The sequence below is a fragment of the Sphingomonas sp. genome, from assembly GCF_036387535.1.
GTDB lineage: Bacteria > Pseudomonadota > Alphaproteobacteria > Sphingomonadales > Sphingomonadaceae > Sphingomonas_R.
This window is the reverse complement of sequence record NZ_DASVTO010000072.1, coordinates 21,993-45,426: the sequence shown is the minus strand read 5'-3', so window position 1 is coordinate 45,426 and position 23,434 is coordinate 21,993. Positions and strand designations below refer to the sequence as shown.

General features: G+C 67.3%; 34 protein-coding genes. 29 read left to right on the top strand and 5 right to left on the bottom strand.

All coding sequences use genetic code 11. From position 1 onward, the window contains the following. Positions 1-107 precede the first annotated feature (107 nt). The 9 genes from VF649_RS06655 (at position 108) to VF649_RS06615 (ending at position 7,459) form a co-directional block, all read left to right on the top strand. On the top strand, positions 108-938 hold the full coding sequence (locus VF649_RS06655; RefSeq protein WP_331011177.1) for a baseplate assembly protein: 831 nt from the start codon (positions 108-110) through the stop codon (positions 936-938). Then, entirely contained in the window at positions 935-2,128 is a 1,194-nt protein-coding gene (locus VF649_RS06650; RefSeq protein WP_331011176.1) for a phage tail protein I, read from the top strand. Before VF649_RS06655 ends, VF649_RS06650 begins: the two co-directional genes overlap by 4 nt. Continuing rightward, positions 2,128-4,380 carry a hypothetical protein gene (locus VF649_RS06645; RefSeq protein ID WP_331011175.1) on the top strand — a complete coding sequence of 751 codons (2,253 nt, stop codon included), beginning with the start codon at positions 2,128-2,130 and terminating at the stop codon, positions 4,378-4,380. Before VF649_RS06650 ends, VF649_RS06645 begins: the two co-directional genes overlap by 1 nt. A 12-nt stretch (positions 4,381-4,392) precedes the next feature. Beyond that, positions 4,393-4,563 (top strand): hypothetical protein, encoded by a 171-nt coding sequence (locus tag VF649_RS06640; protein WP_331011174.1) that lies wholly within the window; start codon positions 4,393-4,395, stop codon positions 4,561-4,563. Beyond that, a complete protein-coding gene (locus tag VF649_RS06635; RefSeq protein WP_331011173.1) occupies positions 4,547-4,963 on the top strand; it encodes a hypothetical protein in 417 nt (138 codons plus the stop codon). The genes VF649_RS06640 and VF649_RS06635 overlap by 17 nt, the downstream gene beginning before the upstream one ends. A 10-nt stretch (positions 4,964-4,973) precedes the next feature. Continuing rightward, entirely contained in the window at positions 4,974-5,300 is a 327-nt protein-coding gene (locus VF649_RS06630; RefSeq protein ID WP_331011172.1) for a hypothetical protein, read from the top strand. Beyond that, on the top strand, positions 5,300-5,932 hold the full coding sequence (locus tag VF649_RS06625) for a hypothetical protein (RefSeq protein ID WP_331011171.1): 633 nt from the start codon (positions 5,300-5,302) through the stop codon (positions 5,930-5,932). The genes VF649_RS06630 and VF649_RS06625 overlap by 1 nt, the downstream gene beginning before the upstream one ends. Next, positions 5,929-6,534 carry a hypothetical protein gene (locus tag VF649_RS06620; protein WP_331011170.1) on the top strand — a complete coding sequence of 202 codons (606 nt, stop codon included), beginning with the start codon at positions 5,929-5,931 and terminating at the stop codon, positions 6,532-6,534. Before VF649_RS06625 ends, VF649_RS06620 begins: the two co-directional genes overlap by 4 nt. Positions 6,535-6,628: 94 nt before the next feature. Then, positions 6,629-7,459: a DNA adenine methylase gene (locus VF649_RS06615; RefSeq protein WP_331011169.1), complete on the top strand. Its 831-nt coding sequence runs from the start codon at positions 6,629-6,631 to the stop codon at positions 7,457-7,459. Positions 7,460-7,612: 153 nt separating this feature from the next. Here VF649_RS06615 and VF649_RS06610 read toward each other — a convergent pair whose 3' ends face one another. Continuing rightward, on the bottom strand, positions 7,613-7,957 hold the full coding sequence (locus VF649_RS06610; protein ID WP_331011168.1) for a hypothetical protein: 345 nt from the start codon (positions 7,955-7,957) through the stop codon (positions 7,613-7,615). 285 nt (positions 7,958-8,242) lie between these two features. Here VF649_RS06610 and VF649_RS06605 point away from each other — a divergent pair, with 285 nt between their 5' ends. The 11 genes from VF649_RS06605 (at position 8,243) to VF649_RS06555 (ending at position 16,208) form a co-directional block, all read left to right on the top strand. Then, a complete protein-coding gene (locus tag VF649_RS06605; RefSeq protein ID WP_331011167.1) occupies positions 8,243-8,461 on the top strand; it encodes a hypothetical protein in 219 nt (72 codons plus the stop codon). A gap of 1 nt (position 8,462) precedes the next feature. Then, complete coding sequence (locus VF649_RS06600; RefSeq protein WP_331011166.1) at positions 8,463-8,717, top strand: hypothetical protein; 255 nt, start codon at positions 8,463-8,465, stop codon at positions 8,715-8,717. Positions 8,718-8,779: 62 nt separating this feature from the next. Continuing rightward, a complete protein-coding gene (locus tag VF649_RS06595; protein WP_331011165.1) occupies positions 8,780-9,361 on the top strand; it encodes a phage baseplate assembly protein V in 582 nt (193 codons plus the stop codon). After that, entirely contained in the window at positions 9,358-9,729 is a 372-nt protein-coding gene (locus VF649_RS06590; protein WP_331011164.1) for a GPW/gp25 family protein, read from the top strand. The genes VF649_RS06595 and VF649_RS06590 overlap by 4 nt, the downstream gene beginning before the upstream one ends. 11 nt (positions 9,730-9,740) lie before the next feature. After that, positions 9,741-10,916 carry a phage tail sheath subtilisin-like domain-containing protein gene (locus VF649_RS06585; protein ID WP_331011163.1) on the top strand — a complete coding sequence of 392 codons (1,176 nt, stop codon included), beginning with the start codon at positions 9,741-9,743 and terminating at the stop codon, positions 10,914-10,916. Positions 10,917-10,967: 51 nt separating this feature from the next. Beyond that, the gene (locus VF649_RS06580) at positions 10,968-11,474 is read left to right on the top strand and encodes a phage major tail tube protein (RefSeq protein ID WP_331011162.1); all 507 of its coding nucleotides are present in this window, start codon (positions 10,968-10,970) and stop codon (positions 11,472-11,474) included. Positions 11,475-11,530: 56 nt separating this feature from the next. Next, the gene (locus tag VF649_RS06575) at positions 11,531-11,851 is read left to right on the top strand and encodes a phage tail assembly protein (protein WP_331011161.1); all 321 of its coding nucleotides are present in this window, start codon (positions 11,531-11,533) and stop codon (positions 11,849-11,851) included. Positions 11,852-11,859: 8 nt separating this feature from the next. After that, positions 11,860-11,976, top strand: coding sequence for a GpE family phage tail protein (locus VF649_RS06570; protein WP_331011160.1), 117 nt, complete (start codon positions 11,860-11,862; stop codon positions 11,974-11,976). Positions 11,977-11,985: 9 nt separating this feature from the next. After that, a complete protein-coding gene (locus tag VF649_RS06565; protein WP_331011159.1) occupies positions 11,986-14,763 on the top strand; it encodes a phage tail tape measure protein in 2,778 nt (925 codons plus the stop codon). Between the two features lie 6 nt (positions 14,764-14,769). Beyond that, positions 14,770-15,195: a phage tail protein gene (locus tag VF649_RS06560; protein WP_331011158.1), complete on the top strand. Its 426-nt coding sequence runs from the start codon at positions 14,770-14,772 to the stop codon at positions 15,193-15,195. Beyond that, entirely contained in the window at positions 15,195-16,208 is a 1,014-nt protein-coding gene (locus VF649_RS06555; RefSeq protein ID WP_331011157.1) for a contractile injection system protein, VgrG/Pvc8 family, read from the top strand. Before VF649_RS06560 ends, VF649_RS06555 begins: the two co-directional genes overlap by 1 nt. Here VF649_RS06555 and VF649_RS06550 read toward each other — a convergent pair whose 3' ends face one another. From VF649_RS06550 to VF649_RS06535, 4 genes are all read right to left on the bottom strand, one after another. Continuing rightward, positions 16,209-16,484 (bottom strand): helix-turn-helix domain-containing protein, encoded by a 276-nt coding sequence (locus VF649_RS06550; RefSeq protein ID WP_331011156.1) that lies wholly within the window; start codon positions 16,482-16,484, stop codon positions 16,209-16,211. Further along, positions 16,474-16,743 carry a BrnT family toxin gene (locus tag VF649_RS06545; RefSeq protein WP_331011155.1) on the bottom strand — a complete coding sequence of 90 codons (270 nt, stop codon included), beginning with the start codon at positions 16,741-16,743 and terminating at the stop codon, positions 16,474-16,476. The genes VF649_RS06550 and VF649_RS06545 overlap by 11 nt, the downstream gene beginning before the upstream one ends. Positions 16,744-16,910: 167 nt before the next feature. Continuing rightward, on the bottom strand, positions 16,911-17,711 hold the full coding sequence (locus VF649_RS06540) for a hypothetical protein (protein WP_331011154.1): 801 nt from the start codon (positions 17,709-17,711) through the stop codon (positions 16,911-16,913). 93 nt (positions 17,712-17,804) lie between these two features. Further along, entirely contained in the window at positions 17,805-18,467 is a 663-nt protein-coding gene (locus tag VF649_RS06535) for an XRE family transcriptional regulator (RefSeq protein WP_331011153.1), read from the bottom strand. A gap of 85 nt (positions 18,468-18,552) precedes the next feature. Between VF649_RS06535 and VF649_RS06530 the strand changes: the two genes are divergently transcribed. From VF649_RS06530 to VF649_RS06490, 9 genes are all read left to right on the top strand, one after another. Further along, positions 18,553-18,843 (top strand): transcriptional regulator, encoded by a 291-nt coding sequence (locus tag VF649_RS06530; protein WP_331011152.1) that lies wholly within the window; start codon positions 18,553-18,555, stop codon positions 18,841-18,843. A 178-nt stretch (positions 18,844-19,021) separates the two neighbouring features. Further along, positions 19,022-19,519, top strand: coding sequence for a hypothetical protein (locus VF649_RS06525; protein WP_331011151.1), 498 nt, complete (start codon positions 19,022-19,024; stop codon positions 19,517-19,519). Further along, on the top strand, positions 19,516-19,854 hold the full coding sequence (locus VF649_RS06520) for an ogr/Delta-like zinc finger family protein (protein WP_331011150.1): 339 nt from the start codon (positions 19,516-19,518) through the stop codon (positions 19,852-19,854). The genes VF649_RS06525 and VF649_RS06520 overlap by 4 nt, the downstream gene beginning before the upstream one ends. Positions 19,855-19,969: 115 nt before the next feature. Then, positions 19,970-20,149 (top strand): hypothetical protein, encoded by a 180-nt coding sequence (locus VF649_RS06515; RefSeq protein ID WP_331011149.1) that lies wholly within the window; start codon positions 19,970-19,972, stop codon positions 20,147-20,149. Continuing rightward, entirely contained in the window at positions 20,146-20,568 is a 423-nt protein-coding gene (locus VF649_RS06510) for a hypothetical protein (RefSeq protein WP_331011148.1), read from the top strand. Before VF649_RS06515 ends, VF649_RS06510 begins: the two co-directional genes overlap by 4 nt. Beyond that, on the top strand, positions 20,565-20,795 hold the full coding sequence (locus VF649_RS06505; RefSeq protein ID WP_331011147.1) for a hypothetical protein: 231 nt from the start codon (positions 20,565-20,567) through the stop codon (positions 20,793-20,795). Before VF649_RS06510 ends, VF649_RS06505 begins: the two co-directional genes overlap by 4 nt. Before the next feature lie 176 nt (positions 20,796-20,971). Beyond that, complete coding sequence (locus tag VF649_RS06500) at positions 20,972-22,744, top strand: ParB/RepB/Spo0J family partition protein (RefSeq protein ID WP_331011146.1); 1,773 nt, start codon at positions 20,972-20,974, stop codon at positions 22,742-22,744. Beyond that, positions 22,741-22,956, top strand: a complete 216-nt coding sequence (locus VF649_RS06495; protein ID WP_331011145.1) for a hypothetical protein — start codon at positions 22,741-22,743, stop codon at positions 22,954-22,956. The genes VF649_RS06500 and VF649_RS06495 overlap by 4 nt, the downstream gene beginning before the upstream one ends. Next, positions 22,949-23,191 carry a DUF2312 domain-containing protein gene (locus VF649_RS06490; RefSeq protein WP_331011144.1) on the top strand — a complete coding sequence of 81 codons (243 nt, stop codon included), beginning with the start codon at positions 22,949-22,951 and terminating at the stop codon, positions 23,189-23,191. The genes VF649_RS06495 and VF649_RS06490 overlap by 8 nt, the downstream gene beginning before the upstream one ends. Positions 23,192-23,434: the final 243 nt, after the last annotated feature.

The window sequence follows — 23,434 nt, the reverse complement described above, 5'->3', positions numbered from 1 at the left end:
AAGGCTGGCATATAGCCCACGAGCCCCGCCCCGGCCGACATAGGGCGGTGGCCGACCCCGCATTCCTATCTCCCGCGCTCGATCTGTCGCGGCTCCCTGCACCCGCGGTGGTGCAGCCGCTCTCCTATGACCGGATCCGCGCCGACCTTATTGCAGCCTTACAGGCGCGCCTGCCGAGCTTCGACGCGACGGTCGCGTCCGATCCGGTCATCAAGCTGCTCGAAATCTCCGCCTACCGCGAGCTGCTGTTGCGCGGCGCCATCAACGACGCCGCGCGCTCTGTCCTGCTCGCTTTCGCCACCGGCGCCGATCTCGACCAGCTCGGCGCCTTCTACGGCGTCGAACGCCTGGTCATCATCCCCGCCACCGATCGCGCCCCCGCCATCCTGGAAAGCGACGCGGATCTGCGCACGCGGATCCAGCTCGCCCCCGAGACGCTCGCCGCGGCGGGCCTGACCGGCGGCGGCTACCGCGCCACCGCGCTGCGCGTCGCCCCATCCGTGCGCGACGTCGCCGTTATCAAGCGTGCTGCGGGCCGTGTCGATGTCGTGCTGCTCGGCCGCGACGGCGACGGTGCTGTCCCCACTTTGACTGTCCAGCGCGTTTATCAGGCCCTAGCGGCCGACGACGGCGCCCAACTCACCGATATCGTCTCGGTGCGCTCGGCCGAGATCCTGCCCTATGCGCGCAACGTCCGCCTGCGCATTCGCCGCGGCCCCGATCCCGCCATCGTCGGCGCCGCGGCCGAGGCCGCGATCCGCCTCTATGCGACCGACCGCCACCGCGTTGGGCACACCGTCTATGCGCAGATGCTGGAATCTGCGGCATCGGTCGGCGGCGTCGAGCAGGCGATCGTCGATGGCGGCGATGTCGTCCCCGCGCCGCACCAGGCGCCGTACCTCACCGGCCTGACGGTCACCGTCGAGATTGCGGCATGACCGCCTCGCTGCTCCCGCCCAATTGCACCGCGCTCGAGACCGCGATCGAGGGGACGATCGCCGAGCGCCTGGCGCTTCCCGCCGACCGCATCGCGGCGGTCTGGAACCCGGACAGCTGCCCGGCCGGCCTGCTCGGCCATCTCGCCTGGGGGCTGTCGGTCGATCTGTGGGACGATCGCTGGCCGGAAACGCAGAAGCGCGACGTCTGTCGTAATGCGCTGAAGCTGCACAGCCTCAAGACCACGCTCGCCGGGATCAAGGCGCATGTCGCGCTGACCGGATCGCAGCTGCTGCGCGCGGTTCGCCCGCCCGCCACCGGCTTCCTCTATGCGGCGATGACCGACGCGCAGCGCGCCGCCTGGCTCGACGGCCTGCCGCAGGTCCGGATCTATCCTTTCGTCCGCACCGTCATCGCCAGCCACCGCATCTTCGCCACCGGCCCGGCCGGCCGCTACTTCCACGGCCGCGGCCATCTCCGCCCGAACCGCGGCATCGACCTCACCGGCATCCGCGCCACTTTCTATGACCAGGGCGCCGAGCGCGCGATCCGCTACGAGACCCCCGACGCGACCGCGATCCGGCTGCTGATCGCGCGCACCGCGCGCCGTGGCTGGCACGGTGCGGGCGCGATCGGCGGCTATCTGACGCGCAGCCAGGCCGCGAAGGGTGTGGTCACGCTGCGCCTGGGCGACGATGCCGGGTCCTTCGCGGTCGAGGCCGGGCTCGATCCGGTCGACGTCCGCCCGACCCGCGTCGCACAGCCGCGCACCGCGCCCGCCGCGCGCTCCTTCTTCGGCCCGCGCGCCCGCGCCCGCTTCCTCCGCACCAGCCATGCCCCGTTCCTGGTCTATGACCGGGTCGCGCTCCACGCCCCCGACCGGATGGGCGCACGCCGCCACACGCGCAGCTTCCACGGCGCCGGCCGTTTCGGCATGGCGCCGTTCACCGCGGAACTGCGGGTCGCGGTCCCGCTCCAGCGGCCGGTGCGCCGCTCGGGCAAGTGGCACGGCGCCGGCTTCCGCGCTGCCGCCGATCTCGGCCGGCTCGACCAAACGATCGAGGCGGTGCGCGTCAGCAAGGCGTTCCGCGACACCATCCTGATCGACACGGCCGTCCACGGCCCGGTCCAGTTCGGTGGGGGCCTCCGCTTCGGCGACTTCACCTTCGGCGAAACCAGAAAGGCCGCATAATGCAAAGCCGCGTCATCTTCCGTGACGGCATGGACAATGATCCCGCCGACTATAATCAGCTGCAGGATTTCGCGCAGGGATCGATGGACGATCTCGTCGCGGACGCGGTGACCGCCGATCGCAAATATGCGGGTTTCACCGCCGCGCGCAGCAGCGCGACCGAGGTGACCGTCCAGCCTGGCCGGCTTTATTCGGCCGGCAAGGTCTTCGCCCGCGACGCCGCGTTCGTGAAGGACTTCACCACCTCGCTACCGATCGCGACCAAGAAGCATGTCCTGATCGTGATCTTCGGCCAGGAGAGCGAGACCGACGCGCGTCCGCGCGAATTCCTGATCAACGAGGAAACCGGCGCCTCCGAACCGCGCGTCGTCGCTATGGAGCTGGCGCGGCTCTGCAACATCAACGTCGCCTCCGGCCAGGAGAGCCCCGACCCGATCGATCCCGTCCTCGACGCCGGCGTCCTGGCGGTCGCGCGGGTCGTGCTGACCCCGACCGGCGTCGACCGCGTCGACATGATCGCCGGCAACCGCCTCGACAGCGTCGCCGACGTCGCCGCCCGCGCCGCCAGCCTCGAGGCGTTCCAGGCCAAGGCCGGCCCTCAGATCGTGGCGCTCGGCTCCGACATCGCCACCTTGAAGGTCGGCGTCGCGAACAATGTCAACACCGCCGCCTTCGGCCGGCTGCTCGCGCGCATGGCGACGCTGGAGGAGCAGGCCGGCATCCCGGTCGCGGCGTCCGACAGCGATGCGGACTTCTTCCTGGACAAGGAGGAATCCGATCTCGCCCATCCCAATTTCCGCGCGAAGATCGAGGAAGGCATCCGCTTCGCCGACGAGGATGTAAAGGACAGCCAACTCGCCGTCTTCGACGCGCTCAACCCGCGCGCCAAGGTCACCGGCGACGTGCTGTTCCCGGCCTATGCGCGCGAGCTGCGCATGAATGTCGGCCCGCGCCAGGCCGAAACCCAGATCGCCGCCTATAGCTACCAGAGCCACCAGATGGTTCAGCGCATGATGTCGCGGACCCGCACGCGCTACGGCGAGGAATTCACCGTCTGCACCAACAGTGGTTGGTGGGGTGCGGTCACCGATCGCTACATCCCCGAGACCTTCGAGCGCAACGGCGAGCTGTTCCAGACCGTCAAGGTCGATTGGGACGGCCCCGCGCATGGCTGGGTACGCGTCCGCCGGCTGTGGGTAGACGTGTATCAGGAACCCTATTGGGACTATACCACCGTCAACCATGCCGTGCCCGGCGCGCAGGTCGCCGAGACCTTCCTCAACGCCAATGATCTCTGGCTCGACGCGGTCGGCCTGACCTTTACCCGCCTGGCCGCGAACGGCGGCATCACGCTGGCGCTGTGCGAAACCGATCGCGGCGCGCCGGCGCTCGACAAGGTGATCTCGGTCACCACCGTCCCGCGCGCCAGCCTGCTCGTCAATGCCGAGACCGTCATCCCGGTCCAGCCGGTCTATCTCGAAGGCGGCAAGCGCTATGCGCTGGTCGTGATCTCGGCCGCCGATCACTGGATCGCGACGACGCAAGGGACCAATTTCCCGCAGGGCACGCTCTTCTACGTGCTCGACGGCGCCTATCAGCAAGGGGACGGCACCCGCGATCTGTGCTTCTCGCTCTACGCGGCCAAGTTCACCGCGGCGCGGGCCGTCATCGACATGGCGCCGCTGTCGCTCGCCGGTGGCATGACCGCGATCGACATCCTGGCCGAGGCGATCATCCCGAAATCGACCGACCTCACCTATGAGGTCCAGGTCGGCGGGATCTGGACGCCGCTGGCGCGGACCGAGCAGTCGGTGCTGGGCGCCGGCGGCAACATCCCGCCGCTCGTGCCGCTCCGCCTGGTCATGACCGGCACCCCCGACGTCATGCCCGCGGTAAAACTCACCGGCTCACGCGTCCGCGTCTCGCGGCCGCGGCTCAGCCTCACCCATGTCTCGATGCCGCGGCTGCTGCCCGGCGCGGGCTCGGCGCAGATCCGCGTGATCGGCCGGCTCGAATATTTTGAGGCGGGCCATCACACCGCCACCGCGAAGCTGCGCACCGGTGCAGGTTACGCCACGCTCGTATCGCCCTCATCCTTCTCCGACGTCGTCGCTGACGACGGTTCGATCGAGCGGACATGGGTCTTTAACCTCGGCGCTGCCGTGCCGTCGTACAAAATCCAGTTCGACGCGACCACGGACTCCGCGCTCCGCACCTTCCACTTCGGTTGGCGCAAAGACTTCGCCCTTTAAGGAGCATCGACCATGGTCACGACATACAAGGTTTCCAAGTCGGGCTTTTACAAGGTCGGCCTCGCGCGCGTCTTTCCGCACGCCGGGTTCGACTACAAGCCCGGCCATGACCACACGGTCAACCAGGACATCCTGGACGCGATGATCGCAGCCGAGCTGGTGACCGATGTCGCTCCCGCCTGAGCTGGATTTCCAGCGCGACCGCGATGCTTCGCCCGCGCGCATGAACCGCGCGATGGAATATATTGCGGCCGCGCTGCGCCAGGCGCTCGCGCTCAAGCCCGATTATGAAATCGCACTCGCCGAGCTGCGCGATGTCGGGCTGGCGCGACTGGTGGCGGCGCTGCAACCGGTGGTCGAACGCGCCAATGCGCTCGCGGCCGAGCTGGCGGAGGTCCATGACCGGTGGGTCGCGGACAACGCGATCACGATCATGAAGGCGGAAATCCTCGCCGCCTTCGATCTCCAGTTCGACGCGATCTCCGACGATCTCGACAGCCGGATCGATCTGGTCAGCACCGACCTCGGCAAGGTCCGCGCGCAGCTCGACGCGCAAGCCGTCGACCGCTGGTTCTTCGCATGAGGATGCACCCATGACCGCCGCCACCGTCGACCCCGTCAACCACACCGCCTCGACCCTGCTCGCCCGCGCCTTTGGCCCGGTGCCGGCGGGCGAGGAATGGCGCGTCCGCGTTCGGATCTCCAACAATGGTGGCGGCAACGACGCGTTCGATCTGCGCATCCGCAAAGCCGATGGCAGCAATGCCTGCTACCGCGCGCGCGGTCATCTGGTCGACCTTGGCGGCGCGCCCTATGATGTCGAAACCGATCTGCTGCTGCCCGCCGGCTATGAGCTGTGGGACCGCTCCGGGGCTGGCTATGTCGATGCCAGCTACACCGCTGCGAAGCGGAGCGTCTGATGGCGGGCCGCGTTGCCAACCCGGCAACCACCGCGACCAGCCAGCTTCGCCGGCTCGGCACGTTCCGTCGTGTCGAACCCGGCACCATCGTCGTGCCCGTCCCGCGCGGCACGACGATGGTGCGGTTCGAGATGAAAGGCGGGGGCGGCGCTGGCGGTGCGCAAAGTAACAATCAGGGTAGCAACGGTGGGGGCGAGGCCCAGACCGAACGCCGGTTCATTCGGCTGCGCGACAGCAGCGTCACGGTGACGATCGGCCGCGGCGGGCGCAACGGCTTCCCTGCGAACCAATATTACCCGTCTGAAGACAGTTCGGCTCTTGGCTATACCGCCAAGGCCGGGAAGATCGGGATTCCGTTCGTCTCGCCGGGACCGAACAGCGACAACGCGCAGCCGGGGGCAGATGGGGTCGACCTGACGATGATCGGAAGCGCGGGCTTCGCGTTCGGCAATTTCACCGGTGCCAGCGGCTCCGGCCTTCGCGGTGGCGGTGAATATGGCGGCCACCCGAGCGACGGCTCCGGCTATGCCGGGCGGCTGGGCTGCGGCGGAGGCAGCGGTGTTCCGCGTCCTGAATTCACGCCGGGTGGCGGGGGCGGCGACGGCTATATCGTGATGGAGTTCTACGGATGACGCTCTGGATGCGCGCCGGCGGCGAACCGCAACCGCTCCCCTATTTCGACCAGGATGCCGATCAAAATCTCTGGTCGGACCTCGCCAACAATCCGGACGGCCGCGTCGCCTGCGGCTGGGTCGAAGCGCCGGCCGCGCCTGCGATCGATCCGGAGATCGAGACGATCGCCTGGGTGGATGGCGACTGGCGGGTGACGCCGATCGCGGCCGACATCCTCGCCGCCCGTGCCGCCGCTGCCATGGCCGCGCGCCGCGACGCGGTCGATGCGCGCGCCCAGCGCGTGTTCCTGGGCGGCTATGCGCCGGCGTCACCGGCGTTCGCGGGCCACCGTCTCCAGCTGCGCGACGTCGACGACAAGACCAACTGGCTCACCAGTCAGATCAGCTATTCCGCCGCAGTCGCGGCCGGCTTCGGTGACGTCGTAGACGCCAGCTTCCGGACCGCGTCGAATGCCACGATCACCGTCACCTATCAGGAGGGGCTGGACGTGCTGCTCGGCATGGCCGGCTGGGGCCGCGCGATCCTGGCGCATAGCTGGGACTTGAAAGATAGGATCGCGGCCGGCACCCCGGTCGATGTCGAGGACGGCTGGCCCGAATAGGGGCGGAACGGTGCCCCGATCCTGAAGCGCCTGCACGCGCGCATCCCCCGCCAGTGGACCCGGCCGGGACGCCATCTCTTGCAGGAAATCCTACTTGTCTATCGACCTTTTCCCCGTCGCCCCCACGCGACCCGTCGCCGGCTATATCGGCGGCAAGCGCAACCTCGCCAAGCGCATCTGCGCGATCCTCGATCGCACGCCGCACACCAGCTACGCCGAACCCTTCGTCGGCATGGGCGGCATCTTCCTGCGCCGCACGCGCCGGCCGCGCGCCGAGGCGATCAACGATATCAGCGGTGACGTGTCCGGCCTGTTCCGCTGTCTTGCCGAGCATTATCCTTACATGATCGACATGCTGCGCTTCCGTGTCGCCGGCCGCGCCGAATTTGAACGCCTGCTCGGGCAGGATCCGGAACGGCTGACCGATCTGCAACGCGCCTGCCGGTTCCTGTATTTGCAGCGGCTGGCGTTCGGCGGGCGGGTGGCCGGGCGGACCTACGGCGTCGATGCGAGCAACCCGGCGCGGTTCGACGTCGGCAAGCTCGAACCCATGCTCGCCGATCTGCATGACCGGCTCCAGGGCGTGACGATCGAGCGTCTGCCCTATGGCGACTTCATTCGCCGATATGACCGCGACGGCGCGCTCTTCTACCTCGATCCGCCCTACTGGCAGTGCGAAGGGGACTATGGCCCTGGGGTCTTCGCACCCGACGACTTCGCCCGCCTGGCGGCGCAGCTGCGCGCGATCAAGGGCGGCTTCCTGTTGTCGATCAACGACAATCCGGACGTGCGGACGATCTTCGCCGGCTTCTGCATGGTCCCGGTGCCGACCATCTACACGGTTGGTTCCGGCATGCCGACCAAGGCCGCCGAGCTGCTGATCTCGAACGAGAGGAGCATCCTGTTGGAAGCGGCAAACGATTAGGAGCGGGGCGGATTACTATCCGCCTCAGCGCCTACTCCCCGCCGATATGATATTTACGGTCGAACGCACGCGAGGCACGCTGAACGATTACGACCGAAAGAGTGGCGAGCAGGAACGCGCAGGATGCGATCGCAATCGGCAGTTCCATACGCTTCACTCCTCCGACTTCCACGCGAACAGCACAAGCTGTGCGCTGATATGCAGTACGGCTGCGATGCCTGTACCGAACAGCGCTCTTAGCACAGGTTCTCGTACAACGTCCGCTGTAGCAAAAGGAACCACAAGGATCGTTAACAGGCATGCCGCACCGACCGTGTTCAAAAAGTTCGCTAGGAGCTTCAGTCGCTCATTGAACCGCTTGGCCGCACGCCGGCGCCGTATATCGAGATCCTCCGCCTGATGTCCCTGTATGAGCGGCTCAGCCCCACCGATCGTACGGCGCAGCTTGATCAAGTTGATAAGCGCAACGATCGCCAGCGTTAAGGCGATGCCGTTCAATGTGTCTATGATTGGGGACCATATCATAGGTCCAAACCCTTGCGCGCCAGTCGGCGTAGCGCCTCCGGTCGGGACGGCGCGTCCGGCTGTTGCGCGATCCAGCTATCAATGGCGGCGAGCATGCGGCGCTCCACCCTGACAGTGACAGCTTCGGTGTCCGCCTTTGGACGTCCTACCTTTTTGACGGCAACAATTGACATGCGGAGTTTATAACGTCAGAAATGCGGAAGCGGAAGAGCGTTACAGCGCTCTCCCGCTCCTAACTCGAACCACGGAGCTTACCCGATGGCCCAAGCTGAGCGCAGCCATAGCATAGTCTTGCCCGAATGGCAGGACGCGGACCTCCTCCGCGACACGCCCGGTTGTGCGATCGGGTGCGCACGCTGCACCATCCGCTGCGCGGTGGTGACGGGCGCCCGCGACGAACTGATCGAACGCCTGCACCGCGCCGAGCTGGCCGTGCTTGCGGTCCGACCGCTTCGCATCCCGTCGCGGGTGCATTGAAATGCGGTTGCTGGCCACCGAGGATATCAGCCCGGTCGATCGATCGCGGGACGTCATCGATCCGGACCCGCATGCGCGCCTGATCACCGTGCGCGATGCGATGCGGGGACTGGCCGACCTGCTCCATGACGGCGGCACGGTGACCTGGTGCGGCGAAGCCCCGGTCTCGCGCGGCGATCTCTCCGCTCTGATGGCGGTCCTGGGCGATCAGCTTGAGGCCGCGATCGATGCTCCTCCGAACCGTCGAGCCTTGTAGAAACGCATTCTACAAGACCGGGGCCGCGCACGAAATCGGCGCGCGCGCCATGGTTCGGCACCATGAGCGACCCTGCCGACCTCCAGCGCCTGATCGGCGATGTCATCCGTACGGGCATCGTCGCGTCGATCGATCACGCCAACGCCACCTGCATCGTCCGGATCGGCAATCTGCTGACTGACGAGGTGCCGTGGCTGGCGTTCCGCGCCGGCGGCACCGCGGCCTGGTCGCCACCGACCATCGGCGAGCAATGCCTTCTGCTCTGCCCGGAGGGCGACACCGCCGCCGGCGTCGTGCTGCTCGGCCTCTATTCGGATGCCAATCCTGCCCCGGCCGCGGCCGAGGATGTCGAGCTGCTGCGCTTCGTCGACGGCGCCGAGATCAGCTACGACGCTGCGGCGCATCGGCTGGTCGCCAAGCTGCCCGCCGGCGGCCGAGCCGAGATCGAGGCACCGGACGGCATCACGCTGGTCGGCCCGGTCGAAATCTGGGGGACGCTCAGCGTCCGCGACGATCTCGACGTCGGCGGCAAGGCCGATGTCGATGGCGATGTGAAGGGCGCCGGGATCAGCCTGGCCAAGCATGTCCATCCCGGTGTCCAATCTGGCCCAGCCAAGACGCTCGCACCGCTGGCGCTGCCATGACCGGCATGGACGCGCGCACCGGCAAGCCGCTCGCCGGCGCCGACCATCTCCGCCAGTCGGTCGCCGACATCCTGTTCACGCCGATCGGATCGCGCGTCGCGCTCCGCGACTATGGCTCCGATCTTCCCGACCTGATCGACCGGCCCGTCACCCCGGCGCTGCGCCTGCGCATCTATGCCGCGACCGCCATGGCGCTGCTCCGCTGGGAACCGCGCATCCGCCTGCTGGCGGTGACCTTGGCGGCGGGCGCTGTCCCGGGGGCCTTTGTCCTCTCGCTCGATGCGCAGCGTCTCGATGTCCTCGCCCCCGCCGGCGCCGGCACCCGCGTCCGTCTCGACGTCTCCTACACCTCCGCTTCGCTCGCCTGAAAGGATTCCGCATGGCCTATTCGCACGGCATTTCCGTTACCGAGACCAGCGCGGCCCAGCGCAGCCTGGTCACCGTCGCCACCGCCGTCATCGGCCTGCTCGCGACCGCGCCCGATGCCGATGCGACCGTCTTCCCGCTCGACACGCCCGTCCTCATCACCGACCTGGACGCCGCGATCGGGAAGGCCGGTGTCGCCGGCACGCTCCACGGCGCGCTCCGCGCCATCGCCGATCAGGCGCGGCCGGTCCTGATCGTGATCCGCGTCGCCCCCGGTGCAGACGCCGCCGCCACGAACGCCAGCGTCATCGGCACCACGACGCCACAAGGGCTAAAGACGGGCATGCAGGCGCTGCTCGCGGCCGAGGGCCGGCTCGGCATCAAACCGCGCATCCTCGGCGCGCCTGGCCTCGACACGGCGGCGGTCACCACCGCGCTGACTGTGATCGCGAAGAAGCTGCGCGCGATGGTCTATGCCGCCGCGATCGGCGCCGACATCGCCGCCGCCATCACCTACCGCGGCGGCTTCGCGTCGCGCGAGCTGATGCTGCTCACCCCCGATTTCATCGCGTTCGATGCCGCCACCGGCGCCAACGCCACCAGTTTCGCCACCGCCCGCGCGATGGGCCTGCGCGCCGCGATCGATGCCGAGCAGGGCTGGAACAAGACGATCAGCAATGTCCCGGTCCTGGGCGTGCTGGGCACCACCAAGGATATCCAGTTCGATATCCAGGATCCGGCGTGCGAGGCGAACCTGCTCAACGCCGCGCAGGTCTCGACCATCGTCCGCACTGGCGGCGGCTTCCGCATCTGGGGTCAGCGCACCTGCTCGGCCGACCCGCTGTTCGCGTTCGAAAGCGCGACCCGCACCGCCCAGGTGCTGCAGGATACGATCGCCGCCGGCATGACCTGGGCGATCGACAAGCCGCTGCGGCCGAGCCTGGTGCGCGACATCGTCGAGATCATCAATGCGGAGCTGCGCCAGCTGCGCACCGCCGGGCTGATCCTGGGCGGGGAGGCGTGGTTCGACGTCGCCAAGAACCCGACGACGAGCCTGTCGGCCGGCAAGGTGACGATCGATTACGATTACACCCCGACGCCGCCGCTGGAATCGATGACGCTGATCCAGCGCATCACCGACAGCTATTTCGCCGATCTCGCCGCCGGCGTCGCCGCCAACGCCGCCTGATCGCGGCGCATCGCCTCTTAGCCCGCCCGATTCGACCGACAGGAGCCCCGCATGGCCTTTCCGCGCAACATCAAGGACATCATGATCTTCAACGCCGGCGCTGCCTATGTCGGCGATGCCATGGCGTTCACCCCGCCGAAGCTGGTCCGCAAGCTCGAAGATCATCGCTCGGGCGGCATGGACCGGCCGGTCAAGATCGACATGGGTGGCGAGGCGCTGGAATGCGAGATCGTCACCGCCAGCCCGATGCGCGATCTCTATGCGCAATATGGCGGCAGCATCTCCGGCCAGATGCTGCGCCTGGTCGGCACCTACCAGAATGACGATACGGGCGAGTTGGACGTGGTCGAGCATGTCGTGCGCGGTCGCACCGAGGAGCTGGACCCCGGCGAACAGAAGGTGGGCGAGAAGACCGAGCAGAAGACCAAGCTCGCGCTCGCCTACTACAAGATGATCTGGAACGGCGAGACGCTGATCGAGGTCGACGTCATCAACATGGTCGAGATCGTGAACGGCATCGACCTTCTCGAGCAGCGGCGCAACGCGCTCGGCATCTGACCCCCGCTCGGCACCGGCCGGGCATCCCCTCCGCCTCCTAGATCGAAAGCCGTCCCATGACTGATACGTCCACCGTCGCCCTCGCCAGCTTCACGCTCGACTATGACATCAAGGTCGCCGACACCGTCGTCCACCAGGCTGGCACGACCGTAACGGTGCGGAAGCCCGGCGCCGGCGAGCTGCGCGGCTTGACCCTCGTCGCGCTAGGCCAGGGTGACTATGCGTCGCTCGAAACCATCGCGCCGCGCATTACATCGCCGATCCTGCACAAGCAGCACGTCGCCGCCATGGACCCGGCCGACCTGATGCAGTTCGGTAGCGAGGTCATCGATTTTTTGTTGCCGAAAGCCGCGAAGGCGGACTTCCCGACCGCGTAGAAGAGCCGATGGCGGATCTGGCGATCGTCTTCCACTGGTCGCCGTCTGTCATGGATCAGATGAGCCTGCCCGAGCTGATGCAGTGGCGCGCGCGTGCCATCGCCCGCCATAATCTCGATCAGTAAGGAACCGCCGTGGCCGATCGCAACCTGCGGATCCGCATGCTGCTCGAAGCGTCGGACAAGTTCACCCGGCCGCTTCGCGATCTCGCCGGCGGCTCCACCAAGGCGGCCGCTTCGTTGAAGGCGATGCGCGATCGGCTCCAGGCTATCGACCGCGCACAGAAGGATATTGCCGGCTTCCGCGAGCTGAAGGGCGGGCTGAAGACGTCGGAGGCCGCGCTCGATGCGGCGCGCACGCGGGTGACAGCGCTCGGCCGCGCGCTGGCGCAGACGGAGGCGCCGAGCCGTAAGCTGCGCGCCGAGTTCAACCAGGCCAAGCGCGAGGCCGCCGGCCTCGAGACGCAGCACCAGGCCAATACCCACCGGCTCGGCGAGCTGCGCGACCGGCTGCGCGCCACCGGCATTGCCACCACCGATCTCACCCGCCACGAACGCGAGTTGCGCCAGGAGGCCAGTCGGACCAACCAGGAGCTGTCCGAACAGACCAGGCGCATGCAGACGCTGGCCGATCGCAGCCGTCGCCTGTCGACCGCACGGGCGGGCTTCGGCCGCAACATGAACATCGCCACCGGCGCGCTCGCCTCCGGCGCCGCCGGCGTCGGGGCCGGCATTGCCGTGGCCCGCCCGGTCACCGGGTCGGTGCGCGAAGCAATGGCCTACCAGTCGGTCATGACCGACATCGCCCAAAAGGCCAATCTGAGCCGCGAGGAAGCGCGCAAGATGGGCCTCGGCCTCATCGCCGCCGCCAAGGCCGCCAACCAGCTTCCCGACGCGCTCCAGGAAGGGGTCGACGTGCTGTCCGGTCTTGGGCTCGATCCGCGCAAGGCGGTCGCCATGATGAAGCCGATCGGCCGCGGCGCTACCGCTTACAAGGCGGAGATCCGCGATCTGTCGGCCGCCGCCTTTGCCGCCAACGACAATCTCAAGGTGCCGATCGCGCAAACCGCCAAGGTCATCGACATCATGGCCGCCGCCGGAAAATCCGGCGCGTTCGAGATCAAGGATATGGCCGGCCAGTTTCCGGCGCTCACCGCCGCCTATCAAGCGCTCGGCCAGACCGGCACGCGCGCGGTCGCGGACCTGGCGGCGGGCGCACAGATCGCGCGCAAGGGCGCCGGCGATGCCGCCACCGCCGGCAACAACCTGCTCAACCTGCTCACCAAGATCGGGTCGAAGGAAACCAACCAGAACTTCGCGAAGTTCGGCATCGATCTTCCCGCCGCGTTGAAGAAGGCCGCGGCCGAGGGCAAAGCGCCGATCGAGGCCATCACGGAGCTGACCGACAAGGCGTTGAAGGGCGACCGCTCGAAGCTCTCCTATCTGTTCGGCGACGCGCAGGTCCAGGGCGCGCTTCGCCCGCTGCTCGAGAACCTGGCCGAGTTTCGCAGGATCCGCGACGACGCCATGAATGCGAAAGGCGTCACCGACACCGACTTTGCCGAACGGCTGAAGGACGGCGCCGAACAGGCCAAGCGCTACGAGATTGCGACCAGGGCACTCGGCCTCACCATGGGCTCGGTGCTGTTGCCCGCCGCGACCTCGCTGATGACCAAGGCGGCCGAGCTGGCGGACCGCTTCGGCGCCTGGGCGGACCGCAACCCGCGCGCCGCCAAGAGCATCGCCATCCTCGCCGCGGCGGTGGCCGGGCTGCTGTTCGTCTTCGGCGGCGCGGCCATCGCACTGGCGGCCGTCATGGCGCCGTTTGCCGCCCTGTCGTTCGTGGCGACGGCGCTCGGGGTCGGGCTGCTGCCCGTCGTCGGCATCGCCACCGCCGTCGTGGCGTCGATCGTGGCGCTCGGCGCCGCTGCCTACCTGATCTACAGCAATTGGGGCGCGATCGGCGGCTTCTTCGGCAACTTGTGGACCGGGATCCAGACCCGGTTCGCAACCGCCAGCGCGGCGGTCACCGGCGTCTTCCAGAACATGTGGAGCGGGGTAAAGGCAATCTTCTCGCTGAGCCTGCTCGATGTTTGGAAGGGGATCGCCTACTTCATCGGCTATGCGTTCGGCGCGCTCGTGCGCTTCGGCACCGCCACTTATGGTTGGTTGACCAGGACACTGCCTGGCCTGCTGGCATCCGGGTGGACCGCAGCCTGGAACATGCTCACTGGCGCCGTCACCGGGTCGTGGGCGTGGCTGACCACGCGGCTGCCGGCGATGCTGGTGAGCGGCTGGAACATGGCGATCAACGCGTTCAAGGGTGCGATGCGCGCGGCGTTCATCACCTTGCCGACGATGTTTTTCGACTTCGGTGTCATGATCATCAAGGGCCTGTGGAACGGGATCAAGAGCGCGCCAGGGCGACTGTGGAACGCCGGCAAGGCGTTGGCGTCTTCGCTGTCCGGCGGGTTCAAGGACGGCGCGGCTATCCGCTCGCCCAGCCGTGTCTTCAGGGCGTTGGGCGGCCACGTCATGAACGGCCTGACCTTGGGCTTGGCCGGCGGCGAACGCGGACCGATCGACCGGATCAGGCGCCTGGCGCCCACCATGGCAGCCGCGCTGGCGCTACCAGCGGCCCCCGCCATGGCCACTGCAAAGGTCGCCATCGATGCCACCCCGCGCATGGCTCCTCGGGGTGCCGACCATAGCGAGGCCGGTTTCAGATCGAGCGGCCGAGGCGCCTCCCGTGCAGGGAGCTATGGCGGCGACACCTACAACATCACAGTCCAGGCTGCTCCCGGCCAGGACGAACAGATGATCGTGCGGTTGCTCGAACAGGCGCTTCGCAAGATCGAGCGGGACAAGGCCGCCCGCGCCCGCTCGACCTACGCCGACTCCCAGGACGGATAATTCACCATGATGATGTCGCTCGGCCTGTTCCTCTTCAGCCTCCCAACGCTCGCCTATCAGGAGCTGCAACGCCGCACCGATTACCGCCACGCGCAGCAGGCCCGCGTCGGTGCGCGCGACGCCTCGCAATTCCTCGGGGTCGGCGACGAGACCATTGCGCTCAATGGGTCCGCCATCGCCGAGCTGCAGGATGGACAGGCGTCGCTTGACCAGCTGCGCGACATGGGGGCCAGCGGCGAGGCATGGTCGCTGGTCGACGGCTCCGGCCGAGCGTACGGCGCCTATGTCATCACCGGCCTGGACGAACGCCACCGCGAGTTCCATGCCGACGGCACCGCGCGCCAGATCGACTTCGGCATCGATCTCCGCCGCGTCGACGACAGCGCCGCCACGGCGGAACCGCTGGGCATTGCCAGCTTCGGTCTGTTCTGATGGGGCAGACGTCGTTCGTCGCCAACGTCGCCGCCTTCCGCGTCCTGCTCGACGGCACCGACCTGACCGCCCGCTTCGCCCCGCGCCTGGTGTCATTGACGCTGACCGAGAAACGCGGCGACGAAGCCGATCAGCTCGACGTCGTCATCGACGACAGCGACGGGCGCATGGCGCTCCCGCGCGCCGGCGCGCGACTGTCGGTCGCGCTCGGCTGGGCGAGCGGCAGTCAGGTGCAACCCGGGTTGATCGACAAGGGCAGCTTTGTCGTCGACGAGGTCGCCCATGATGGCCCGCCCGACCGCATCACGATCCGCGCGCGCGCCGCCGACTTCACCAGCGCCGGCCGCGCACGCCGCGAACAGAGCTGGCGCGCCACCACGCTCGGCGCGATCGTCACCGAAATCGCAAAGCGCCAGGCGCTCGAGCCGCATGTCGCGCCGGCGCTGGCGTCGATCCCGGTGCCGTATCTGGCGCAAAGCCGCGAAGGCGATTTGGCGCTACTCAAGCGGCTCGGCCGGGAGCATGACGCCGTGGCCACGATCAAGGCGGGGCGGCTGATCTTCGCGGCGATCGGCGCGGGCGTCACCGCGTCCGGCCGGACGATCCCCACCGCCACCTTCCGCCGACAGGACGGCGACCAGCACAGCTACACCGTCGAAAAGCGCGACGAGGCCAGCGGAGTCACCGCCGACTGGCACGATCGCGCCACTGCGAAAAAGCAGAGCGTGACCGCAGGAACGGAGGGCAAGACACGCAAGCTGGCCAAGGTCTATGCGAGCGAGGATGCCGCCAAGAAAGCCGCCTCGGCCGAGCTGGGCCGCGCCGCCCGCGCGCCGCGCAAGCTGACTCTTGCGCCGGCGCTCGGCCGGCCGGATCTGCACCCCGAACAGCGCCTGAAGGTGACGGGATTCAAGAGCGAGATCGATGCCGCCTCATGGCTAATCGCGGAGGTGACGCATACGCTGGACGGCAACGGCGGGTTGAGCAGCACGCTTTCGCTGGAAGCCGCCTGATCACGCCGCTGTGCGGTGCAACGCCGCCGCCGCCATCTCCGGTTCGCGATCGATCACCACCAGATAGGACCGGACCGCCGGGGGCGGCATCGTCCTGCCGATCTCATACTGCCGGATATTGGCGACCGGGATCCCGTATCGCTCGGCGAACGCATCCTGCGAAAGCCCCAGCCGGTTGCGCAGCTTGCGGATCGTCCGCCCCATCTGCGCCCGCTCGACCGCCGCCGCGTCGACGGCGAAGTCCTCCGGATCGTTCGGATCGGCCTCAATGGCCATGATAGGCTCTTTCTTCACCAGCGTTGCTCCTGCGCACCGAAATGAACCGGACGACCGCACCGCGCATGACATGCACGCCGGTGTGAAGCCGCCCGTTCACCAGACCCACCACCTTGTAACGATCCTCGCCATCCTCGGGGCGGACGGTCGCGATCACCAGATGATCCGCATCGTCGAAGATCGCCGCGCCCAGCGCCAGCGGGACGCCGTGGCGCTCCCGGTTGATCGCATCCTTGGCGGGGTCGAACTCGATCTGCATGGCCACACTATGTGTGATTTACATAGTCACGTCAAGCCGGAACCGCGAACACCCAGCATTGCTTGGATCGCCGCGTCACGCCATTGCTTGTCCCCAATGAACCGGGGGTTAGATATCCTGCACCGGCGTCACTGGCCACTGATCGTGGTCGGGAACCATCCTCAGTATCATGGAAGCGCCGTCCAACCCGCGACGCTCAATGAAGCCACGTCATCGTCGCCGATCGGGCTCATGTCATAACCCTGCGATCCTGCACCACGATACCACTCATAATTTACCCGCTTGAACCGCAGCAGGGAGGCTGTTTCTTCGAAGGTATCTTGAACCGACTTGATATTGCGATTGGCAGCGAACAGGCCCCCCGTGAACCGCATCGTGTTGAACCCCGCACCGAGTGTAGCAACATCGATATCACTCTCCCAAAGCGCTTTATCCAAGACGGGCCCCTCCGCCTTGCGCAGCGCAGGAAACAGCCGCTTCTGCACGCCGGCAAGCAATGATTTGAAAGTTTGCCGCTCCGCCTCATCGGAGCCAATAAGAGCCATGTCCGAGCCGTCCGCGTACACCTTTGCCCAGGCCCCGATCGCAGCCAATTGCAGCTGAATCATCTCTTTGCTCGCAATCTCTTCCTTGAGCGGAAGCTCATATTTGCGCAGCGACGCGATCTCGCGCCGAAGTTGCGCAAGATAGGCTTCCTTCTGAGGCGAGACTATCGGGACGCTGACCTTCGCCACCGGCACCGCAGGCGCCTTCCCACGTTCCGCCATAGCGATCTGAGAAGTCGTTCCGGTAATGGGCAAATCAGGACGTTTGGCCATTGCCCCGATCGTCAGAAAGCCAGCAAAGCCGGAAATGAAGCCAACGGTGACGGCCCATTTCCGTGGCAAGCCGTATCGCGCCAGCCCGGGACGCAAGGGTGGCGCGGCCATAGCTGCAGAAAGTAGCAGAAGCACAACAGCCAGGATCATGCGGTCGGACGCCGCGCCAATCGCTAGCAGAAGGGCTAACGCCACCCAAAGCCAACCTGCAGCCCGTCCCACTCTCGATAGCATAAATTTCCCCTAGATCTTGCGACCCACCCAGATCACGCGGCCCACCACGAACATCTCGTCGTCGGCGAGCATCTCGTCCGACACCAGCGGGTTGTCCGACATCAACTTCCACCCACCGCCGCCGCGCCGCCGCACCCGCTTGATCGCGCCCAGTTCGCCAAAGCCGATCGCCCAGATCCGGTCCTGGTCGATGATGCGCGTGTCGGAACGGTCGATCAGCACGATGTCGCCGTCCATTACCGTCGGCTGCATCGAGTCTCCCCGGCCGCGCGCGAAGAACAGCAACTCCACCGGCGATTTCGTGACCGATTCCAGCCACGCGCGGGGGAACGGGATCGACGTCATGTCGGCCCCTTCGATCACGATCGTGCCGCCGCCCATCCCATATTGAATGTCCATTTCCGGGATCATGAGCAGGTCAAGCTGCTCGGCGACCGTCTCTGGAGTTGGCGCCGGTGCAGCTCCCAAGCTAGGATCCTGGGTCTCGCCGGTAAGATATGCGGGGGTAGTTTCGAGTTCCCGCGCCACCCGGTGGAGATGCGACGATCCTTGCGAAATGCCGCTCACGATCTTTGCGATAGCGCCTTGGGTGACACCTACACGACGAGCCAGTTCGGATTGGGAAAGCCCCTTTACCGCCAGCCGCTCCCGCACTCGTTCCGCCACGATCATGGCTCATGACCTATCGCTTAAGGAATAATCGGCTATCGGAGAATTCTCATTGACCACCTAATCCGCATGGAATAGGTGAATACTTATGGAACAATCTCCAACGCCTTATGAAGCCTTGAGGGCAGCAGTGAACCGGATCGGCAGTCAGTCGGCCATGGCGCGGCTCTGCGGGATCGGGCAGCCGGCCGTTTGGAAGTGGCTGCAGAGCAGCAAGCGCATACCGGCTGAATATGTTCTGTCGGTTGAAGCGGCCACCGGTGTTTCCCGTCATCATCTCCGCCCGGACATCTATCCGGAGGACACTGCACCTTTAGTCGCAAAGTCCGAGCCGGTCGCTTGCGATCCCGCTCCAAAAAAGAAGGCGGCACGGGCATGAGGCGCAAGCTAACACCCGCGGAAGTTCGGGCACGGGCCGCTGCAATGGCCCGCATCAGTGCCGAAATCAGCAGCAGTTGTGGTGATACCGAGGGTGCCCAGGCGCTGCTTGATCTCGCCCGGTTGATCGCTCGTATGCGCCTGACAAGCGATCAACTAGAAAATGGAGGGAGCGGGGTATGACCAAGCCTCGCCCTGCCCTCACCTTCGCCCAGGCCGTCACCCGCATCGCCGGTCTGATCGGCTACCCCGAAGCCGCCCGCCTGGTCGGCCGGTCCGAGCGCACCGTGCGCTATTGGAGCGAAGACGATCAGGACGGCGAACCGCGCTTGCAGGATGCGCTGTCCCTCGACCTCGCTTGGCGCGCGGCCGGCGGCGATGGCGCGCCGATCCTGGACAGCTATGCCGCGCAGCTTGATGTCGCGTTTGCCGACGATCTCGCCTGCCGGCTCGAACTTACCACCGACATCGGCCTTGCCGCCCAGGATGTCGGCGAAGCCATCCAGCATGCGCTGGCCGTGACCGCGAGCGGGGCATCACCCGCCATGGTTCACCGCGCGATTGCCGAGACAGAGGAAGCGCGCGGACGGCTGACGTCGATCCTGCGCCGCCTCGCCAGTTTCCTGAAGCCGGCCGGGGTGGCCGGCGCAGGATCAGTGGGGGGAGCCCAGAAGTGAAGCGCGTTCAACGTCCTAGGAATATCGGCATCGGTTGCCCGCATTGCAGCAACCGCATGATCACGCGAACCAGCGAGCAGGTGACGTCCACCGTCCGCGAAACCCGCATGGCCTGCGACGGCTGCGGCTTCAGCTGCGTCGCGCAGCTGTCGATCATCTTGACCGTCCGCGCCAGCGAGCGGCCGAACCCGGACATCCGCCTCCCTTTCTCCAGCAAGGGCCTGGCGGACCCACGACATCGATCGCCGTTGCGGCCCGCCAACGACATTGCGCCGGCACCGGCAAATGACGACGCCGTCCTGCCCCCGGCCGCGGCGACCATCGCCTCCGGCTGATCTCACGCGGGCCGCGCCGCCCGCCTGACGCACCAGTGCCCCGAACTCACCCACCCGGCCGCGGCTCCCCCGCCGCCGGGAACGCCCCCGCCTTGCCCGGCAAAGGAGCCCAACGATGCTACCCGATCCTTCGACCTCGCAACCTTCCGCCGGCCGCGCCGGTGACGTCGCCATCTCGGCCGCCATTGCGCATCCGCGCTGGGTCGGGCTGGGGATTGCGATCCTGGTCGCCTTCTTCGTCGTCCCCGCGCTGCTGATCGTCGCGTTCGCACGCCTGCAGGGCGCCCGCCGGTGACGCCCGCCGCCTATCTCCGCACCCGCCGCGCCGCTGCCGGCCTGACCCTGGATGCCGCCGCCTGCGCACTCGCACCGCGCATCGCCGATCGCCGCGTCGCCTATGCGCTGCTCCGCCTGTGGGAAACGGACGGTGTCGTGGGGGAGGCGGGTGACGTTGCCCGGCTCCGGACGCTGTATCCGTTCGACGTCGACGTGTACCGCCAGCTGGCGGAGGAACCCGCGGATCGCCACCCGACGATCTGCACCGGCTGCGGCTGTACGCAGAACGACGCCTGCATCGATGACGTTTCGACCGCCTGCCATTGGGTCGCCGACGACCTCTGCAGCGCGTGCGAGGATAGCGCCACCCGCTCATCGGTCGCCTGGATGTATCGTGCGATCGTCCACAGCACCGACGGCGAAGGGGCTACCGCATGAGCTATCAGTTCATTGCCTGGGACCATGTGTCGCCGGTCGTGCGTGCAATCCATGCGCAGGCATGCCGCTGCCCCGGCTGCCGTCATCCAGGCGTGCTGCGTGGCGATCCGCGCGAGCGCCGCGTCCGCGCCGTCATGTTCACGATCGCCACGCTGATCGGCGGGACGCTGGGCTACGCCATCACGCCGCAGCAGATCGCGGCCGGTGTCGCGGGGCTGTTCCTGTGATGCGCGTCGATCCGGCCCAGAACCGTCCGGCGCCGGGCGATCGGCAGGCCGGCGGGTCGGCCGGCCTGCCGCCGAATTCCGAGGCAGTCGCGGTTGCCCCCGCGACTGTGAGCATGACTGCCCGGTCGGACCTCTGCGCTCCGGGCGCCCCTCGACTGGCCCCGGAGAATGTCCCCATGTCCACCAAAGCATCGACCACGTCAAAGCCCCGTGCGGCGAAATCCCGCACGATCGATCCGTCACCGGCCGCACCGCCGCCGGCGGCGATCGTCGAGACGATCGTCCAGCTGGTGCCGCTCGCGCTGCTCGACCGCGCCCCGGAAAATGTCCGCGTCACCCGCGTGGCCGAAGACGCCGCCGAGCTGGCGGACGACATCGCCGCGCACGGGCTGCTGCAATCACTGATCGGCTATCAGGATGCCTCGCAGAATATTTTTCCGGACGGCTTCACCTGGATCGTGGGGGGCGGGCGCCGGCTGGCGGCGCTGGGCATCCTGCGCGAGCGCGGCCTGATCGGTGACGACTACCGCGTCCCGGTCCTGGTGCGCGGCATGGACGAAGCGATCGAGCTGTCGCTGTCGGAAAATCTCGCCCGCCGCGACATGAGCCCGGCCGACGAGTTCTTCGCGTTCGAGCATCTCATGCGGCCGGGCACGATCGACGCCGCCGGCCTGGCCAAGCGGTTCGGCTTTACCGAACGCTATGTGAAGCAGCGCCTCCGCCTCGCCCAGCTCGCGCCGGCGATCCTGGAGGCGCTGCGCGACCGCAAGCTGACGCTCGACGCCGCCATGGCCTACGCCACCAGCCAGGATCGCGATCTGCAGCTGCGCGTGTTTGCCGTTCACAACCGCGTCGGGGCCTGGAAATCGCACGACGTCGATGCGATCCGGCGCGACTTGGCGATCAAGATCATGACCGCCGATAGCGCGGTCGTGCGGTTCATCGGGCTGGAAGCCTATGAAGCCGCCGGCGGTCGCTACGACGACGATCTCTTCGCGAACCCGCTGGCAGACAATGGCCGCAGACTGGCCGACAGCATGCTCGCCAAGCGCCTTGCGGTCGAGAAGATCCAGGACGGCCTGGTCGAGACCGTGTCACGCCTCAACCGTGATGGGGCAGGGATCAACGCCGGCGCCCTGATCGCCCCCGATCTCGAGGTTGGCTACTGGCAGTGGACCCGCCCCAAGCCGCCCGCCGGGTTCGTCGAGATCCAGTGCCAGTACGACAAGGAAAAGCGCTGGAACGCCGCCCGCAATTGCGGCGCGCAGGTCAAGGGCATCGTCGGCCTCGATACCCAGGGCAGGCTGGTCCTGGTCGATAGCGTCTTCTTCGTCGACAAGGACAAAGCCAAGGAAGTCCGGCCGCCGGAACCCAAGCGGGAGGTGTATGTCGCGCCGACCTTGGAGGAGCGGCAGGAGGCGCAGCGCGCACGCGACGTCGATCTCTGGTCGCACCGCCTGGGATTGGGCGGGTTCGAAGATACCAAATTCGCCGGGCGCGCATTCTGGCCGCAGCCTTATCAGGACAAGACCGCGCCGATGATCCACCCGACGCTCGGGGCGGGACATGCGGTCTATGTCCGCCTGTTCGTGCCCCAGGCCGACGCCGACGCCCAGGTCGGCGCGGCCAAGGCGCACCTGGATGAAGAGCAACGCGCGCGGGGTGCACTGGTCCAGGCCGAGGCTCGCACCGGCGGCATCGACCCCGCCGATGAACAGCCCGCCGTGATCATCGCGGACGGCGAAACCTTCTACCGCTGGTCGGATGGCTTCTACGCCGACCAGCCCGAGAACGACGAACGTCGCTACATCGACGCGTTCGGAAGCCTCACGGTGCTGCTCGACGGGGTCGCTGTCGTCGACCGCTATTTCGCGACCTTCGCGGAATATGAGCGGCACCGATCGGGATCGGGCGGCGCCAACGTCGACGATCCGGAGGCAGGCCAGTGACCTGCCCGATCTGCGCCGAAGACAATGATTGGGACGACGATCAGGTCAATGATCGCGCCGCATTGATCGACTTCGTCGGCGCGCTGCTCGCCGACGATCGCCGCCTCGCCCGCGTAATGGCGGGGCGCATCTTCACCGATGGTGATCTCACCGCCGTCGACGCGGCGATCTTCCGCGCACCCGCCTACCAAAGGGAGAAAGTGCATGGCTGACGACATCGTCGCCGCCGACCAGCTGCGCCTGTTCATCGAACGCATCGAGCGGCTCGAGGAAGAGAAGAAGGGCATGAGCGACGACATTCGCGACGTCTATCTCGAAGCCAAGAGCCAGGGCTTCGACGGCAAGACGATGCGGTCCATCGTCCGCCTGCGTAAAATGGAGAAGGACGCGCGCGACGAGATGGACGCGCTCCTCGAAACCTATCGCAACGCGCTGGGCCTGCACTGATGCGCGCCTCCGTAACAACGGCCCGGCGCCGCTGCACCGCGCCGGGCTGCATTACGCCGCTCCCGACTGCGATGCTGCTGTGTCGCGATCATTGGGCGCGTCTGCCGGCACGGCTGCAGAACGACATCACCGCCGCCTGGCGCCAGGGCCGGATAGACGACTGGCGCGCCGCCGGCCGCCGCGCCGTCTCCTGGTTTGATGCGAACCCTGACACTCGCCTGACCCCCGCGCCCCGCTGGGCGC